General features: G+C 53.8%; 16 protein-coding genes. 10 read left to right on the top strand and 6 right to left on the bottom strand.

The genetic code is table 11. The features are described 5' to 3' along the window. Positions 1–21 precede the first annotated feature (21 nt). The 7 genes from APT89_RS19490 to APT89_RS19460 all read left to right on the top strand — a co-directional run bounded on the left by APT89_RS19490 (position 22) and on the right by APT89_RS19460 (position 6,998). Entirely contained in the window at positions 22–606 is a 585-nt protein-coding gene (locus APT89_RS19490) for a fimbrial protein (protein ID WP_041911215.1), read from the top strand. Positions 607–706: 100 nt separating this feature from the next. Further along, positions 707–1,396: a fimbrial chaperone gene (locus APT89_RS19485; protein ID WP_227008579.1), complete on the top strand. Its 690-nt coding sequence runs from the start codon at positions 707–709 to the stop codon at positions 1,394–1,396. A 53-nt stretch (positions 1,397–1,449) separates the two neighbouring features. Next, complete coding sequence (locus APT89_RS19480) at positions 1,450–4,056, top strand: outer membrane usher protein (protein WP_060573337.1); 2,607 nt, start codon at positions 1,450–1,452, stop codon at positions 4,054–4,056. A 27-nt stretch (positions 4,057–4,083) separates the two neighbouring features. Continuing rightward, positions 4,084–4,647 carry a fimbrial protein gene (locus APT89_RS19475; RefSeq protein ID WP_041911218.1) on the top strand — a complete coding sequence of 188 codons (564 nt, stop codon included), beginning with the start codon at positions 4,084–4,086 and terminating at the stop codon, positions 4,645–4,647. Positions 4,648–4,665: 18 nt separating this feature from the next. Beyond that, positions 4,666–5,226, top strand: a complete 561-nt coding sequence (locus tag APT89_RS19470) for a fimbrial protein (protein WP_045631169.1) — start codon at positions 4,666–4,668, stop codon at positions 5,224–5,226. Between the two features lie 23 nt (positions 5,227–5,249). Further along, entirely contained in the window at positions 5,250–5,852 is a 603-nt protein-coding gene (locus APT89_RS19465; RefSeq protein WP_072201797.1) for a fimbrial-like protein, read from the top strand. 24 nt (positions 5,853–5,876) lie between these two features. Then, on the top strand, positions 5,877–6,998 hold the full coding sequence (locus APT89_RS19460; RefSeq protein WP_157846188.1) for a fimbrial protein: 1,122 nt from the start codon (positions 5,877–5,879) through the stop codon (positions 6,996–6,998). A 1-nt stretch (position 6,999) separates the two neighbouring features. On the opposite strand, the gene APT89_RS19455 is transcribed toward APT89_RS19460, so the two are convergent. The 4 genes from APT89_RS19455 to APT89_RS19440 form a co-directional block, all read right to left on the bottom strand. Next, positions 7,000–8,247, bottom strand: a complete 1,248-nt coding sequence (locus APT89_RS19455; RefSeq protein WP_047363486.1) for a polysaccharide deacetylase family protein — start codon at positions 8,245–8,247, stop codon at positions 7,000–7,002. A gap of 63 nt (positions 8,248–8,310) precedes the next feature. Continuing rightward, positions 8,311–8,751, bottom strand: coding sequence for a PTS sugar transporter subunit IIA (locus APT89_RS19450; protein WP_060573333.1), 441 nt, complete (start codon positions 8,749–8,751; stop codon positions 8,311–8,313). A 105-nt stretch (positions 8,752–8,856) separates the two neighbouring features. After that, a complete protein-coding gene (locus APT89_RS19445; protein WP_008501945.1) occupies positions 8,857–9,627 on the bottom strand; it encodes an ABC transporter permease in 771 nt (256 codons plus the stop codon). Continuing rightward, positions 9,624–10,550, bottom strand: a complete 927-nt coding sequence (locus tag APT89_RS19440; RefSeq protein ID WP_060573331.1) for an ABC transporter ATP-binding protein — start codon at positions 10,548–10,550, stop codon at positions 9,624–9,626. The genes APT89_RS19445 and APT89_RS19440 overlap by 4 nt, the downstream gene beginning before the upstream one ends. A gap of 107 nt (positions 10,551–10,657) precedes the next feature. Here APT89_RS19440 and can point away from each other — a divergent pair, with 107 nt between their 5' ends. Beyond that, a complete protein-coding gene (gene can, locus APT89_RS19435) occupies positions 10,658–11,320 on the top strand; it encodes a carbonate dehydratase (RefSeq protein ID WP_008501947.1) in 663 nt (220 codons plus the stop codon). Positions 11,321–11,385: 65 nt separating this feature from the next. On the opposite strand, the gene hpt is transcribed toward can, so the two are convergent. After that, positions 11,386–11,922 (bottom strand): hypoxanthine phosphoribosyltransferase, encoded by a 537-nt coding sequence (gene hpt / locus APT89_RS19430; protein ID WP_014882585.1) that lies wholly within the window; start codon positions 11,920–11,922, stop codon positions 11,386–11,388. A 208-nt stretch (positions 11,923–12,130) separates the two neighbouring features. Here hpt and APT89_RS19425 point away from each other — a divergent pair, with 208 nt between their 5' ends. Continuing rightward, complete coding sequence (locus APT89_RS19425) at positions 12,131–14,521, top strand: glucose/quinate/shikimate family membrane-bound PQQ-dependent dehydrogenase (RefSeq protein ID WP_060573329.1); 2,391 nt, start codon at positions 12,131–12,133, stop codon at positions 14,519–14,521. Positions 14,522–14,595: 74 nt separating this feature from the next. On the opposite strand, the gene cueO is transcribed toward APT89_RS19425, so the two are convergent. After that, complete coding sequence (cueO, locus tag APT89_RS19420) at positions 14,596–16,155, bottom strand: multicopper oxidase CueO (protein ID WP_060573327.1); 1,560 nt, start codon at positions 16,153–16,155, stop codon at positions 14,596–14,598. Between the two features lie 145 nt (positions 16,156–16,300). Between cueO and APT89_RS19415 the strand changes: the two genes are divergently transcribed. Then, positions 16,301–16,648, top strand: coding sequence for a YacC family pilotin-like protein (locus APT89_RS19415; protein WP_014882582.1), 348 nt, complete (start codon positions 16,301–16,303; stop codon positions 16,646–16,648). Positions 16,649–16,742 lie beyond the last annotated feature (94 nt).

The raw sequence follows: 16,742 nt of genomic DNA, 5'->3' as shown, positions 1-16,742 counted from the left end.
TAATAAATGGATATTTAAAATATGTTCAAGAAAACAATTCTGGCTACGAGTGTCGCTGTATTAGCACTGGGTTCTGTTTCTGCAATGGCTTCTGACGTTGGCCTGATTACATTCGATGGTGCAGTAACCGACACAACTTGCGTTATTACATCTAATAACGGTGTTGATGCCAACAACGTAACGCTGACTCTGCCAGTGGTCAAAAAAGCCGATGTAGAAGGAACCACTGTTGATGCAGGCGTAGGTTCAAAAGAGTTCGAACTGCACCTGAGCAAATGCCCGGAATCCCTGACCAAAGCGTCTGCCACCTTTACCTCTCAGCAGTTCGCTGAACTGTCTAACGGTACGCTGAAAGCTGACCCAACCGTAGCGGGCCATGCCAATAACGTCGCTCTTGCGCTGTACAACAACAGCTCAACCAGCACCGACCGCATCAAAGTGGGTCAGCCGAGCAATAACACCCAGAAAGCCACTCTTACCGCAGGCACGGGTACTCTGGCTTACCGCGTTGCTTATGTCCCTGCAGCAAACTGGGTCGCCACCACCAATCCAGTCAGCGCCGGTAAAGTCAGCAGCAACGTGACCTTTACCATGACCTACGAATAACAATTGATTGTTATTTCATGCGCTCACGGATGAGGTGGGCGCATTTCTTATTTAATGGATGAATATTATGCGCCCTTTTAATACCTGTATTACTGCACTCATGGTTTGTGCCGCTGTGACCGTTTCCCACGCAGCTTATGCCGACATTGTCATTTCAGGCACACGAGTCATTTACCCGGCATCCGCTAAAGACGTCACCGTGAAAATGGAAAACCGCGGCAATAAGCCATTATTGGTACAAACCTGGCTCGATGATGGCCGCGACACAACGAACCCTCAAGAACTCAAACTGCCGTTTATCGTCACGCCACCGGTCTCACGTGTCGATCCTGCCAAAGGACAGACGGTACGTATTACCTGGCTTGGCCAGCCGTTGCCAACAGACAGAGAGAGGTTGTACTGGTTCAACGTGCTGGAAGTACCGCCTAAAGCAAAAGCTTCTGAAGAAAATCAAAACATGCTGCAACTAGCGTTTCGCACACGTATTAAAATGTTCTTCCGTCCGGACGGCCTAAAGGGCGACCCGGCAATAGCCGCAGCACAATTGAAATGGTCCCAGCAGGCAAATGAGCTGGTGGCTAAAAATGATTCGCCATTCTACGTCTCCGTCGCCAAAATCGAAACGACCGTCGGCGGGAAGAACATCGAAATAGAGCCGCACGTGGTTGCGCCCTTTACCAGCCAGTCCTTCAGCCTTAAACCAGGCGATTCCGCACGCATTACGAAATTAACCTATACCTCGATTAATGATTTCGGCGGCGCAGAGAAACACGACGCCCCGGTTAATTAAAAATATTAAAAGTTTGCCCATAAATATTAGCAGCTAATGGATTAGTGATAGCAATGTTATTTCGCCCCTCAATTCTTTGTATTGCCATATGCACAGCATTTCAGTCTGCATCCTTCGCGGCTGAAGAAGTTGCTACGCCATCGTCGGGTAATGAAGAGGTCGAATTCAACGATCAGTTCCTCTTTAATACAGGAAACAGTATTGACGTGAGTCGTTTTTCACACGGAAACCCTATCGTACCCGGCACGTTTAAAACTCAGCTAATTTTGAATGGGCAAAAAAAAGCGCTGACAGACTTTACCTTTAAAGATAATGCTACGGTGCGTGCTGCCCCCTGCTTCACGCCAAAAGTATTGATGCAAATGGGCATTAAAGCGGATGCCCTGCAAAATGCGGTAGCCAACAAAAAGCCTGGAGAGAGTGATGAAACGGTCTGTATTGATATCAACAAGGCCTTCCCGGGTGCGTCCTGGGATTATAACTCCGGCTCACAGGAATTAAGCCTTAGCATGCCGCAAATTTATATCGAGCGGCACCCTGGTGGCTATGTTGATCCTTCTCTTTGGGAAGACGGTATTACTGCAGGCATGCTCTCCTACGACCTCAACGCATGGCATTCGGACAGCACAGACGGTGGGCGCGACACCGCTTATGCAGGGTTAAAGTACGGTATCAACATGGGCCCCTGGCGTTTACGCTCACGCGGCACGCTGAACTGGGATGACGCAGAGGGTACCGACTACGCCAGCCAGGATATCTACCTGCAACGCGACATTACGCCATTGCGCGCTCAACTCTTGCTGGGTGATTCCTATACCCGCGGCGACACCTTCAACTCCATCAACCTGCGTGGCGTGCGCATGTATAACGACGATCGCATGTTGCCCGGGGGGATTTCAACCTATGCGCCCGTTATTCGTGGCGTCGCTAAAAGTAATGCGAAGGTCACAATTTCTCAAAGCGGAAACAAGATCTATGAATCGACGGTCCCGCCAGGTGCGTTTGAAATTAACGACCTCAGTACGACGGGCTACGGTAGCGATTTGGTTGTCACCATTGAGGAGTCTGACGGCAGCGTGCGCACCTTTTCCGTCCCCTACTCTTCGGTCAGCCAGATGCTTCGCCCCGGATACAGCCGCTGGGACATTGGCGTGGGTGAGCTGAATGACAACGGGCTGCGCGATCAGCCGCGTCTTGGCTATGCCACGGGTTATTACGGCCTCAGCAACATTTTCACCGGCTATGCTGGCTTCCAGTATATGGATACGGGCTATTACTCCGGGCTGCTCGGTATTGCCGTGAGCACAGGCGTAGGTGCCTTTGCGCTGGACGTAACGCATTCAGATGCAGACATCGACGGCATCGGCAATCTGACGGGGCAAAGTTACCGTCTCTCCTGGAGCAAACTGCTGGAAGAAACCAACACCTCCTTCAACGTGGCAGCGTATCGCTTCTCAACGGAAGACTACCTGACCCTCAATGATGCGGCATCGCTGACGGAAAGCATTAAATATCGTGACAGAGGCCGTAATCCGGATCATTCGGACAGCGATGTGTATAACCATTTCCAGCGAATGAAAAATCAGGTGCAGATCAACGTAAGCCAGCCGTTGTCGTCAGGAAAAACGGATTATGGTTCGCTGTATATGACCGGAAGCTGGCAGGACTACTGGTCAGAATCGGACTCAACGTCCCAATACTCAATCGGCTACAACAACGCATTCTGGTTGGGCAGCTACAGCGTATCGCTCCAGCGCAGCTACAACGAGTATGGCGATAAAGATGACAGCGTCTATCTGAACATCAGCATTCCTCTGGAAAACCTGCTGGGCCGCGGTAAGAAGCCGGGCGGTTTCTCCAGCGTGAACATGAGCGTCAACTCGGATTTCAAAAACAACTCGACCCTCAATGCCAGCGCGAACGGGAACACAGACGATTACCGCTTTAGCTATAGCGTTAACACCAGTTCCAGCCAGGGTGACAGTAGCGATCTTAACCAGATTGGCGGCTACGGCAGCTACAGCAGCGCGTATGGGCCGCTCAGTATATCGGCCTCCGCCACCGACGACAGTAGCCAGCAGTACTCCCTGAGCTACAGCGGCGGCATGGTGCTGCATTCCGGTGGCATCACGCTCTCCTCGGGCAGCATCGGTGATACCGATACTCTGGCGCTGGTCAGCGCGCCGGGCGCGAAAGGCGCGCAGCTTTCCATTGGCGATGGAGTCATCGGCAGCTCAGGCTACGCGATCATGCCGTATCTGTCGGCTTACCGTGAAAACACCATCGGCATTGATATTTCTAAGCTGGAATCTGATGTGGAGGTGAAGAGCACCAGCTCAATCGCTGTACCGCGCAGCGGTGCGATTGTGCGCGTGGATTTCGAAACCGACCAAAGCCGCTCGCTGCTGCTTGATTTGCACCGCTCTGATAACGGCTTTATTCCGCTGGGCGCTGACGTTCTGAATGAACAGGGGCAATCCGTCGGCTCTGTAGGCCAGGCCGGGCAGGCTTATGTACGCGGTGCGGAAAATAGCGGTCATCTGCGTATTGTCTGGGGCAGTGATGTAGAAAGCGCGTGCACCGTGACCTATACCCTCACCCCTTCAGCCAGGAAGGTGGGTCTGACAACCATGCTGGATAACCAGACCTGTCAGATGTAATCGTTTTTTAACAAGGAGTTAATTTTAATGAAGAAAACAAGCCTAAGCGCGTTGCTTTTCGCGGCACTCAGTTCGCAGGCAATGGCAACGTCCACCAATCTGGATGTGACTTTTACCGCAACTCTGCGTGAAACCACCTGTGATATGGCCATCGAGGGCGGTACCGGCGACGGAAAAAATAATACGATTCCGATCGGTGCGGCAGGTAAAACGGCCCTGTCGGACATTATCAATAAAACAGACGGCGCCAGCACCGCGTTTAAGTTAAAAATTACTGACTGTCCGTCGAGCCTTGCAGCACTGAAGACGACAATTTCAGGCTCGAAATCAGGATACCTTGATACGGCCATCTTAAATGGTGCTACAGCCGGACCAGCTGATTATATGGGGGTCTCCATCGCACGCGCGTCAGCACCTACAGCGCCATTTACCATTAACTCAACTGACGATGCGAAACGCTTAGTCTGGACCACGGCTGAAATTAACAGCAAAGAAGTTCCTCTGGTTGCCCGTCTTGTGGAAACCAAATCCGGCCTGGCGACAACCGGCAGCTTCAGTGCTATAGCCACATTCAACTTCGAATACCAATAAGCGGAAGGAAACGCGACGATGATTAAAAAATCTTTCCCCCTGATTGCACTGGCTGTCTCTGCGGGTCTGTTTAGTGCGGCATCACATGCCATTACCGGCACAAGCAGCGTGCAGGCGACATTTACCTCCACCATTGAAGCGGGCACCTGTACCGCACAAATCCAGAATGCCGGAGGCCAGCCAATCAGCACCCTGGCATTTGGTGACGTCTTCAAATCCGATCTGGTTGCCCAGACGCGCAGTGAACCTTTTAAAATCGCCTTTAGCGGCTGCGCTGGGGTGAAATCTGCAACCGTACAGGCCACCAAGGGAACGGGAGGCAGCTGTTCCGGCGCAGCGTTAACGGGTGACTCTTTTGCTGGTGGACACGAAACTGGCTTTGAAGTGTGGAAAGGTACAGCCGGAACAGGAACGCTGTTGAGCTGTAACACCACGCCCGTGCAGAACGTTACCATCAGTGGCGCAACGGCAAATGTTGATATGGCCGCGCGTATCGTTATCGCTAGCGGTAAAACGATCGCCGATGTCACCACGGGCGACGTCAGCGCGCCGGTGACGTTTGTTGTGACTTACCAGTAATACTGAGCAAGGGCAGAGCAGTCATGTCGCATCCCTATAGAAAACGAGTTTTCGGCAGATATACGCTTCTGGCCGGGCTTATAAGCTGGCACTGGTCTGCCCCCTGCCTGTCCGCAGAGGCAGGCATGGACGTTACGCTTAACGCCAATATTGTTGAAAACACCTGTCAGGTTTCCATTCCTGGCGATGGCAAGATCCACCTGCCTATTGTAGGCAAAAACTGGTTCTACAACGCGGACGGCAGTACGCGTCTGCAGCCGAGCGATGCGGCTTCCGGTACGGCGTTTACGGTTAAGGTCGACAGTTGCCCAGGTGAGGGAACCCAGGTTAACAGGCTGAAATTCAGTTTTCAGCCGCAAAGCAAAACGTGGCCAGCCGATAGTCGACAGATCTTTATTAATGAAACATCCGTTGATGAAGGCGGCGCGGCCAATACCGGCGTGGTTATTTTTTCAACCGACCTGAATACCAACGTGCTTAATACCGATGGCAGTTCAAGCGTTGTATTGAATGCAAAAACTGTATGGGCGACAGAATATGATTTCTACGCCCGCTTGCAGAATTTCGGCCCGGTCAGCGCCGGAAAAGTGACCAGTCGCGTGCTGGTCAACGCCACATACGAATAAATCAGAACAGGAAACAGGATGAGAATGTTCAGAAACATGACAGGACGTTGGTCTTTTCTTTTGCTGACCAAAATTGTGCTAACGGGTTGGCTGGTGCTTTATGGACAGGCATGGGCGGCTCAAGAATGTCGATTTGGTAATGGCTATGGCGGAACGACATACCTTGTAAACGGGAGCTATCCTCAGGGAATTCGCTGGGCTGCCAATGGCGGGGGGCAAATACTGACCATGCGAGAGCTGGCTACCTTCGAGCTTAATCTCAGCCCAACGCTTACTTCGGAATGCAGCATGGGTAATGATGGAAAACAACTTAGGCAAAAAACAACGGATAACGCTTACACACGCGGACGTGGACCTCAGATCGACGGAGAGACGGGTAACTATTATAAGACGAATATAGAAGGCGTAGTTTTTTCTGTAAAAATCTACTCCAGCGCGGGTGGAGGCTATTTCGGCGGGGGCGGGGATCTTGACCGTAACGGCTGGTCGACACTGGTTAATCCCAGCGACACAATATGGGATGGTAAAACCTGGAAAGCGCGTATCACCATTTGGCAGGATTCGTATGATTTCGTGAATAGTAATGGCAATCATAATAACTATACCACCATCACGCCCGCGACGACCTTTTCGCTGGGAGAGATGTCGCTAGGCGACTCCAGCGACAGTAATAACAAGCCCTGGACATTTATGGTCACACCCACAACCTTCCAGGTTCCCATCGTGACGTCGACCTGCCAGACCGCGCAGCTGGATAAAGGCAATAACATCGATCTGGGCGAATACATGATGTCGGATTTTAACGTATCGCCCCGCACCACCAATTTCCGGGTGCAAATTTTGGGATGCGATAACGTCTGGGCGGTGGATGTAAAACTCCAGGCAAACAAAACCACGGGTTCACAGAATGAACTGCTGGGGAACACGCTGACGGGAGGCGCCGAAGGCGTGGGGGTGCAGCTTTACGCTTACAACTCAACGCCGTTACCGCCTAACGGGCTTGCCTTTACGCGTTTATCCACGGCAACATCACCGGGGTCGGAATTCGGCATGATGGACTTCTCCGCCCAGCTCGTAAAAGACGGTAAACCGATGAAAGCAGGCGAATTTAAAGCCGTCGCGACCATCAACCTCTCCTACTATTAAGCTACCCCTGCGGCTGATTGCTGATCAGCCGCGACATCGTCTCCAGCGAATCCGTTCTTAATATATACAGGCGTTTCAGTAAGAACGGATTATCCCCCGGCTTCACCTTCCCTTTCACCGTGGTCACCGCCAGATGGAAACCGGCGTCGTTTGCCGCTTTTATCGCTTTATTGTCATAGCCACCAAAAGGATACGACAGATAAAGCACCCGCGGGTTGAACTGCGCCAGCGCGCGGCGGGAGCGCTCAAAATCAAACAGGATCACATGATAGCTGCGGCTCAATAATATGGGGTGTTTATACCCATCCACGCGATGCAGAAAGTGGGTGTGAGACTGAATGTCAAAGACATCCTGGATACTCTTGATCTCCTGGACGCTCATAAACTGCAGTGATTTAGGATCCCACTTCTGCGCATGGCCTTTGATACGTGACGAAATGATAAACGCCGTGGCGTTGAAGCCATATTCTTTCAGAACAGGGTACGCATAGCGGCTGACCGATTTCAGGCCATCATCAAAGGTGATCACCACCGCCTTAGCGGGCAGGTTCATTTTATTACGCACATACCCTTCCAGCTGATACATCGTCAGCGTGGTGTAGCCCTGGTCGCGCAGCCAGGCCATCTGGTTATTGAACGCCCTTACGCTGGTGGTCGTTGAGGTATGTCGAAAGCGCGTGTTTTCTTCATCACGCAAAATATGATGGTAGGTGAGGACCGGAAGCCCGTTATCTTCCTGCGCATCCAGGCTGCTGATCCATGCCAGGCGGTTACCAATACGGATCTGATACCAGGTCTGGTTCAGGCGATCTTTCAGTTTAGTCAGGATCGGATAGCGGAGGTTGGCGCTTAGCGTGCCAAAAGGCGCGCTGCCGCTGCTGGGGGCGTTAAAGACCGGCGTATCTTTCCAGGTAATCAGGTTCTGGTTACTGAGCGGCTTGTTCAGATCGCCCAGGCTGTCTTCAACGCGCTGTTTTCCCTGCACCTCATCCAGATGTCCTTTATCAATAAATCCGGTTCCGAAGCCGAAGCGAAATTCGTAATAATCGGCGGCAGTGGGAACAACGGCTAAGATCTGCCCGGCGCGGATATTGCCGACGTTCACCACGTCGTTACCTACCTGAGCCCAAATGGCAGCATCTTCAGTGGTTTGCATATATCGGGCGGGAAGCCCTTGCTGACTGATCAGACTGGCAGATGCGCCGCCGGATATCAGCAGTAACAGCAGGAAAACAACGCGCATGAGCATGGGATATAAATCGATACGGGAAATCAGTAGCCATTGTAACAAATGCGACATCAATACCAACGTTTAATGCTTATACAGATCGTGAAGCAGGACGAAAGGCGGGTTTTTCTGCTGCTGATGCCACAGGCTACTTAAGCCCGGAACCTGCATATTAACGAGGGTATTGCGAAATTCGGCGCTGCTCAGCGGCTCACGCAGCGGGTACATCGCTTCCAGCAGCGCATAGCTGATGCCGGAGATAACTTCGCAGTTTTCGTGCTTGTGGCTTAACAGCGCGGCGGAACGATAAGGCGCCGCGCCGGACTTATCGGTCAGAAAGATCACGCCATCGCCCGTGTCGGTTTCATGCAGCGCATCGCACATCATGCGGCTCAGCATGTTGGTGCTTAAACCGCGCCAGTAATTCACCGCACGGCATTGCGCCAGCGGACCAAATTTAGCTTCAAGCTTATCCAGCATATCCTGCGCGTGTTCATCGTGGCAGGTGATAACCCATCCCAGCATATCGTCTCTCCTTAGCAGGCGAGTAGTTTATCCAGGTGAAGGTTAGTTTACGGTGATAACTGTCAAAGAAAGTGCCCGGCAACCAGAACGTCACCGGGCAGAAGGTTAGCTACGCAGCCCACGTCCGCGCTGGATCAGATACCAGCACAGCAGGTAGAAGACGATGATGAACACTACCAGCACCGCCACCGTGGTAAACAGCGGCACATCGGTGATGCCGAGGAAGCCAAAGCGGAAACCGCTGATCATGTAGACGATCGGGTTCAGGTGCGACAGCGCCTGCCAGAACGGCGGCAGCAGCGTCAGGGAGTAGAACACCCCGCCGAGATAGGTCAGCGGCGTCAGCACGAAGGTCGGGATCAGGCTGATGTCGTCAAAGGTTTTGGCGAACACCGCGTTCAGTAACCCGGCCAGCGAGAACAGGATCGCAGTGAGCAGCAGCGTCAGCGCCACGAACAGCCACGAGTGCACCTGGAACGGCACGAAGAACAGCGAAATCGCCGTCACCAGAATGCCTACGCACAAACCGCGCGCCACGCCGCCGCCCACATAGCCCGCAATAATCACATGCGTTGGCACCGGCGCCACCAGCAGTTCTTCAATGTTGCGCTGGAACTTAGCGCTAAAGAATGAGGATGCCACGTTGGCATAAGCGTTGGTGATCACCGCCATCATAATCAGGCCCGGCACGATAAACTGCATATAGGTAAAACCGTGCATCTCACCAATGCGGGAACCAATCAGGTTGCCGAAGATGATGAAATAGAGCGTCATGGTGATGACCGGCGGTACCAGGGTTTGCACCCAGATACGCATAAAGCGGTTAATCTCTTTCGCCCAGATACTTTTCAGCGCGACCCAGTAAAGATGCGTCATGCCTTGTCTCCTTGTTTATCCTGCACCAGAGAGACAAACAGCTCTTCCAGTCGGTTCGCTTTGTTACGCATACTTAAAACCTGAATACCCTGCGCGCTCAGCTGGGAGAACACGCTGTTAATGCCCTGCTCGCGCAGCACCTCTACTTCCAGCGTCGAGGTATCGACCAGGCGATACTGATACCCTTCCAGCTTCGGCAGGGCGCTTTTCGTCGCCAGATCCAGAATAAAGGTTTCGGATTTCAGCTTGGAGAGCAGATTCTTCATCGAGGTGTTTTCCACCAGCTCGCCGTGCTGAATGATGCCGATGTTGCGGCACAGCATCTCTGCTTCTTCAAGGTAGTGGGTGGTCAAAATGATGGTGGTGCCTTTGTCATTAAGATCCTTTAGGAAACCCCACATAGAACGACGCAGTTCGATATCCACGCCTGCGGTGGGTTCATCAAGGATCAGCAGCTTCGGCTCGTGCATCAGCGCGCGGGCAATCATCAGGCGGCGCTTCATCCCCCCGGACAACATCCGCGCACGTTCGTTACGCTTTTCCCACAGATCGAGCTGTTTCAGGTACTTTTCGCTACGCTCAAGCGCCTCTTTACGCTCAACGCCGTAATAACCCGCCTGGTTAACGACAATCTGCTGCACCGTCTCAAACGGGTTGAAGTTGAACTCCTGCGGTACCAGCCCCAGCTGGCGCTTGGCGTTTACCACATCTTTTTGCAGGTCGTAACCAAAGACGCTCACCCGTCCGGACGTTTTATTCACCAGCGAGCTGATGATCCCGATGGTGGTGGATTTCCCCGCCCCGTTCGGCCCCAGAAGCGCGTAAAAATCCCCGGCCTCTACTTTTAGATCTATTCCGCGCAGCGCCTGAACGCCGCCCGGATAGGTTTTTTTAAGCTGCTCAAGCTCCAGTGCAATTGCCATGAAATTAACTTACCTTCAGTTCTGACACACGTTGTGTGGTTTCATTAAAAGTCGGGTTACCCTATAGTAGCGCAACGCAATTACTCGGTTACAGGTCGCTAACCTCCATGAACAACATAGATACACTCATCAGCAATAATGCACTATGGTCAAAAATGCTGGTGGAGGAAGACCCCGGATTTTTTGGAAAACTCGCGCAGGCGCAAAACCCACGCTTTCTCTGGATTGGATGCTCCGACAGCCGCGTACCGGCGGAGCGCCTGACCGGCCTCGAGCCCGGCGAACTGTTTGTTCACCGCAACGTTGCCAACCTGGTGATTCATACCGATCTCAACTGCCTTTCCGTGGTTCAGTATGCCGTTGACGTTCTGCAAGTCGAGCACATCATCATCTGCGGCCACTACGGCTGCGGCGGCGTGCAGGCGGCGGTTGAAAACACGGAGCTGGGGCTCATTGATAACTGGCTGCTCCACATTCGCGATATCTGGTTCAAACATAGCTCACTGCTGGGCGAAATGCCGCAGGAGCGCCGCATGGATACCCTGTGCGAACTCAACGTGATGGAGCAGGTGTATAACCTTGGCCACTCAACGATCATGCAATCGGCGTGGAAGCGCGGACAGAAGGTCTCGATCCACGGCTGGGCGTACGGTATTCATGATGGTCTGCTGCGCAACCTGGAAGTGACCGCCACCAACCGCGAAACGCTGGAGCAGCGTTACCGTTCAGGCATTGCCAACCTTCAGCTTAAGCACGTAAACCATAAATAAACAAAGCCGGGGGTTTACTCCCTCTCCCTGTGGGAGAGGGCCGGGGTGAGGGCATCAGGCCGCAATTACTCGTCCAGCAATACCACTTTCCCAACGTATGGCAGATGACGATAACGCTGCGCGTAGTCAATACCGTAACCGACGACGAACTCGTCCGGGATAGAGAAACCAACAAACTCCACCGGCACCTGCACTTCACGGCGGTCAGGCTTATCCAGCAGGGTGCAAATCGCCAGCGATTTTGGCTCACGCAGGCTCAGGATCTCGCGCACTTTTGACAGGGTGTTGCCGGAGTCAATGATGTCTTCAACGATCAACACATCTTTGCCACGAATATCTTCATCCAGATCTTTCAGGATTTTCACATCACGGGTTGTGGACATGCCGCTGCCGTAGCTGGAAGCGGTCATAAAATCGACCTCGTGCGGTACCTGCACTTCACGGCACAGGTCTGCCATGAACATGAAAGAACCGCGCAGCAGACCAACCAGCACCATTTCGCTGCCGCTGTCCTTGTAATGCTCGGTGATTTGACGACCCAGTTCGGCGATACGCGCTTTGATCTCGGCTTCCGGGATCATCACTTCAACAGTATGTTTCATATTACTAACCAAATGATTTTGATGAAAATCTTTCAATGCGGATGAATCTTGCTCCGGCATCGATACGCAAGCCGGCCATTATATCAGTAAATGGATAAGCCTGGCGTATGAGTTATAAAAAGCAAATATTGTGATTCCGATCACACTTGTTAATACCTATAATTAGTTGCTAGCAAATTATTAACAAAAACTGACGAGTACACTTTCTATGGCTGAAACAAACTCTAAACAGCCGCGTCTACTGGTGACACTAACAGCGTTATTCGCCGCCTTCTGCGGCCTGTACCTGTTAATCGGTGGCGTCTGGCTGGTCGCGATCGGCGGCTCCTGGTACTACCCGATTGCGGGCCTGGTTATGCTTGGCGTAACCGTCCTGCTCTGGCGTAGAAAACAATCTGCACTGTGGCTGTATGCCGCACTCCTTCTTGCCACCATGATCTGGGGCGTCTGGGAAGTCGGCTTCGACTTCTGGGCGCTGACGCCGCGCAGTGACATCCTGGTCTTCTTCGGCATCTGGCTGATCCTGCCGTTTGTCTGGCGTCGTCTGATCGTCCCTTCCAGCGGTGCCGTGGCCGGTCTGGTTGTTGCCCTGCTGATTAGTGGCGGCATCCTGACCTGGGCCGGTTTTAACGACCCGCAGGAGATCAACGGTACGCTGAACGCGGAATCGACGCCGGCTGCGGCTATTTCGCAGGTGGCGGACGGCGACTGGCCTGCCTATGGCCGTAACCAGGAAGGTCAACGCTACTCCCCGCTGAAGCAGATCAACGCGGACAATGTGAAAAACCTGAAGGAAGCCTGGGTATTCCGTACCGGCGACCTGAAGATGCCGAACGATCCGGGCGAGCTGACCAACGAAGTGACCCCGATTAAAGTGGGCAACATGCTCTACCTGTGCACGGCGCACCAGCGTCTGTTCGCGCTCGACGCGGCCACCGGTAATGAGAAATGGCACTTCGATCCACAGCTGAACTCCAACCCATCCTTCCAGCACGTGACCTGCCGTGGCGTCTCTTATCACGAAGCGCGCCCGGATAATGCGAGCCCGGAAGTTATTGCCGACTGTCCTCGCCGCATCATGCTGCCGGTGAACGATGGTCGTCTGTTCGCCATCAATGCCGAAACGGGCAAGCTGTGTGAAACCTTCGCCAACAAAGGTATCCTGAATCTTCAGACCAACATGCCGGACACCACGCCGGGTCTGTATGAGCCAACCTCACCGCCAATCATCACCGATAAAACCATCGTGATTGCCGGTTCGGTAACGGATAACTTCTCCACCCGCGAAACCTCCGGCGTTATCCGTGGTTTCGACGTGAACACCGGTAAACTGCTGTGGGCCTTCGACCCGGGTGCGAAAGATCCGAACGCGATCCCGTCGGATGAACACACCTTTACCTTTAACTCGCCAAACTCCTGGGCGCCAGCGGCGTATGACGCGAAGCTGGACCTGGTCTACCTGCCAATGGGCGTGACTACGCCGGATATCTGGGGCGGTAACCGCACGCCGGAGCAGGAGCGTTATGCGAGCGCTATCGTGGCGCTGAACGCGACTACCGGTAAGCTGGCCTGGAGCTACCAGACCGTTCACCACGATCTGTGGGATATGGATATGCCGTCCCAGCCGACGCTGGCGGACATTACCGTTAACGGCAAAACCGTGCCGGTCATTTACGCTCCGGCTAAAACCGGCAACATCTTCGTGCTGGATCGCAGCAACGGTAAGCTGGTTGTGCCTGCCCCGGAAAAACCGGTTCCGCAGGGTGCGGCCAAAGGCGACTACGTCAGCAAAACCCAGCCGTTCTCTGACCTGAGCTTCCGTCCGAAGAAAGACCTCAGCGGTGCAGACATGTGGGGTGCCACCATGTTTGACCAGCTGGTGTGTCGCGTGATGTTCCATCAGCTGCGCTATGAAGGCATCTTCACGCCGCCGTCTGAGCAGGGTACGCTGGTCTTCCCGGGCAACCTGGGAATGTTTGAGTGGGGCGGTATTTCCGTCGACCCTAACCGTCAGGTGGCGATTGCCAACCCAATGGCGCTGCCGTTCGTTTCCCGTCTGATCCCACGCGGTCCGGGTAACCCGATGGAGCAGCCGAAAGACGCGAAAGGCAGCGGGACCGAAGCCGGTATCCAGCCGCAGTATGGCGTACCGTTTGGCGTTACCCTGAACCCGTTCCTGTCTCCGTTTGGTCTGCCGTGTAAACAGCCTGCCTGGGGTTACATCTCCGGTCTGGATCTGAAAACCAACCAGATCGTCTGGAAAAAACGTATTGGTACCCCGCAGGACAGCATGCCGTTCCCGATGCCGGTTCCGGTGCCGTTCAATATGGGTATGCCAATGCTGGGTGGTCCAATCTCCACAGCCGGTAACGTGCTGTTCATCGCGGCAACCGCAGATAACTACCTGCGCGCGTACAACATGACCAACGGTGAAAAACTGTGGCAAGGCCGTCTGCCGGCCGGTGGACAGGCAACGCCGATGACCTATGAAGTGAATGGCAAGCAGTACGTTGTCATTTCTGCGGGTGGTCACGGTTCGTTTGGTACGAAGATGGGCGACTATATTGTCGCGTATGCACTGCCGGACGAAGGAAAATAAAAGCAAAACGGCAACGAAAGTTGCCGTATTTAGCAATCCAGGCCGGGTAAGGCGAAGCCGCCACCCGGCTTTTTTTATACGGTAAAACCGAGCATCATCCCCGTATCTTCATGCTCCAGCAGATGACAGTGCGCCATATAGGCAAACTCTTCAGGCGCTTCGTGGTCGAACTTCACCAGCACCTCGCTGACGCCGCCCTCCACTCTCACCGTATCTTTCCAGCCTGCTCGATGCGCTTCCGGCGCTTTACCGTTCTCAGACAGAATACGGAACTGCGTGCCGTGGATATGGAACGGGTGCAGCATCATGTCCCCTTCCCCTGATACCACCCAGCGCTCAAACTGCCCCTTCGTGGCGGCAAACATCGGCGTGTTCATATCGAACGCTTTGCCGTTGATCATGTTGGCGTTGTGGAAATCGAACCCGTGACCGCCGTGATCCATACCACCCATTTTGCCGTGGTCCATATTCATGTGGCCCATCATCTGGCCGTGGTGCATTCCCGCCATGGCCTGATTGCCATACTTTTTCATCAGCGCCTGCATGCCCATCATGTCGAGCATCGGGTCCATGGAGAGCTGAAGCTTACGCTGCGTGAGCCCATCCAGCGACGGGAGAGCTGGCAGCGTGGCTAAGGTGTCCGGCAGCGTACCGGAGGCCGTGACCTGTAGCGGCTGAATGCGCAGCACCGGATGCGGTTTATCAAACGGCGCCACTGCCATCCCCATCTGGCTGACAGGCAGCGTTACCAGGTCAAACGGCTTGCCGTCGCTGATGTCCACCAGCACTTCGAAGCGTTCGCCCATCAGCATCGGCAGCTCGCTTACTTTTACCGGTTCTGGCAGCAGGCCGCCATCGCTTGCCACCACGTAAAGCGGGCGCTTATCGCTGGTGGCGAAGTTCAACGAGCGGGCGTTACAGCCGTTAAGCAAGCGCAGGCGCAGCCAGCCTTTCGGGGCGGCGTGCTGCGGATAGATCGCACCGTTGGCCAGCAGCGTATCGCCAAACCAGCCGACCGCCGCGCTCATCACGTCCAGCTGGTAGTCAATCTGCCCGTCCGCGCTGAATTTTTTGTCCTGCACAATCACCGGCACATCGTCGATACCCCACTGTTTTGGCAGGCGCAGGAGACGGCTTTCGTCATCCTCAATCAACACCAGTCCGGCCAGCCCCATTGCCACCTGATGGCCCGTTTTGCCATGCTGATGCGGGTGGAACCAGCAGGTTGCCGCCCGCTGGTCAGGGGTAAAGGTTACGCTGCGTTTACCCCCAGGTTTGATAACGCCCTGGGGACCACCATCCACTTCGCCCGGAACTTCCAGCCCGTGCCAGTGCAGCGTGGTCTCCTCGGCAAGCGTATTGTGGATATCCACCGTCACCGCTTTCCCTTTGCGTAACTGAAGTGCCGGGCCGAGCAGATTGCCGTTGTAGCCCCAGGTAGTAGCGCTGTGCCCGGCGAAGGAGGTTTTACCGGCCTGAACAACGAGTTGAATACGGCTACGGGCGTCTGCGGTCAGTAAGTCAGGAATGGGTAAGGCAGGCCTTTCAGCCGCAAAAACCGCGCGGCTCCAGAGTGGTAATGCGCTGGCAACCCCCAGCACAGCGGAATATTTTAAAAAATCACGACGTTGCATGTTCATTTCCTTATTTCCAGCAGGCGATCTTTTGAGCATAAACCCTCCCCTTACCGGAAGGTCAAGTAAAGCGGCAATAATAAAGATCGTCGCACTGGCATCAAGTGTGCTAACGTTAATTTTCCGTGAAGAAGTGGTAGAAGCAATGAAGACGTTTTTCAGGACAATTTTGTTCGGTAGCCTGATGGCAATGTGTGCGAACAGCTATGCGCTCAGTGAAAATGAAGCGGAAGATATGGCCGATTTAACGGCGGTTTTTGTATTCCTGAAAAATGATTGTGGCTACCAGAATTTACCCAACGGGCAAATTCGCCGCGCGCTGGTCTTTTTCGCCCAGCAGAACCAGTGGGATCTCAGCAATTACGACAGCTTTGACATGAAGGCGCTCGGTGAAGACAGCTACCGTGACTTGAGCGGTATTGGCATTCCCACGGCTAAAAAATGCAAAGCGCTGGCCCGCGATTCGCTCAGCCTGCTCGCCTACGTGAAATAACCTTCCCGACGCCCCCTGTTCAACCTATACCCGTGCAACCACGGTTATAGTTAGCTATCATGTTTCGCTCATTTTTTGTGAGCGTTACGGATGT

It is taken from the genome of Enterobacter sp. 50588862 (assembly GCF_001462935.1).
GTDB classification, from domain to species: domain Bacteria; phylum Pseudomonadota; class Gammaproteobacteria; order Enterobacterales; family Enterobacteriaceae; genus Enterobacter; species Enterobacter bugandensis.
The sequence above is the reverse complement of the archived record's forward strand: the minus strand, read 5'-3'. Positions and strand labels throughout refer to the sequence as shown.

Bases quoted from the DNA above. Each gene is read 5' to 3' on its own strand.
- APT89_RS19490 (WP_041911215.1), top strand. From the start codon at position 22: ATGTTCAAGAAAACAATTCTGGCTACGAGTGTCGCTGTATTAGCACTG.
- APT89_RS19485 (WP_227008579.1), top strand. From the start codon at position 707: ATGGTTTGTGCCGCTGTGACCGTTTCCCACGCAGCTTATGCCGACATT.
- APT89_RS19480 (WP_060573337.1), top strand. From the start codon at position 1,450: ATGTTATTTCGCCCCTCAATTCTTTGTATTGCCATATGCACAGCATTT.
- APT89_RS19475 (WP_041911218.1), top strand. From the start codon at position 4,084: ATGAAGAAAACAAGCCTAAGCGCGTTGCTTTTCGCGGCACTCAGTTCG.
- APT89_RS19470 (WP_045631169.1), top strand. From the start codon at position 4,666: ATGATTAAAAAATCTTTCCCCCTGATTGCACTGGCTGTCTCTGCGGGT.
- APT89_RS19465 (WP_072201797.1), top strand. From the start codon at position 5,250: ATGTCGCATCCCTATAGAAAACGAGTTTTCGGCAGATATACGCTTCTG.
- APT89_RS19460 (WP_157846188.1), top strand. From the start codon at position 5,877: ATGTTCAGAAACATGACAGGACGTTGGTCTTTTCTTTTGCTGACCAAA.
- APT89_RS19455 (WP_047363486.1), bottom strand. From the start codon at position 8,247: ATGCTCATGCGCGTTGTTTTCCTGCTGTTACTGCTGATATCCGGCGGC.
- APT89_RS19450 (WP_060573333.1), bottom strand. From the start codon at position 8,751: ATGCTGGGATGGGTTATCACCTGCCACGATGAACACGCGCAGGATATG.
- APT89_RS19445 (WP_008501945.1), bottom strand. From the start codon at position 9,627: ATGACGCATCTTTACTGGGTCGCGCTGAAAAGTATCTGGGCGAAAGAG.
- APT89_RS19440 (WP_060573331.1), bottom strand. From the start codon at position 10,550: ATGGCAATTGCACTGGAGCTTGAGCAGCTTAAAAAAACCTATCCGGGC.
- can (WP_008501947.1), top strand. From the start codon at position 10,658: ATGAACAACATAGATACACTCATCAGCAATAATGCACTATGGTCAAAA.
- hpt (WP_014882585.1), bottom strand. From the start codon at position 11,922: ATGAAACATACTGTTGAAGTGATGATCCCGGAAGCCGAGATCAAAGCG.
- APT89_RS19425 (WP_060573329.1), top strand. From the start codon at position 12,131: ATGGCTGAAACAAACTCTAAACAGCCGCGTCTACTGGTGACACTAACA.
- cueO (WP_060573327.1), bottom strand. From the start codon at position 16,155: ATGCAACGTCGTGATTTTTTAAAATATTCCGCTGTGCTGGGGGTTGCC.
- APT89_RS19415 (WP_014882582.1), top strand. From the start codon at position 16,301: ATGAAGACGTTTTTCAGGACAATTTTGTTCGGTAGCCTGATGGCAATG.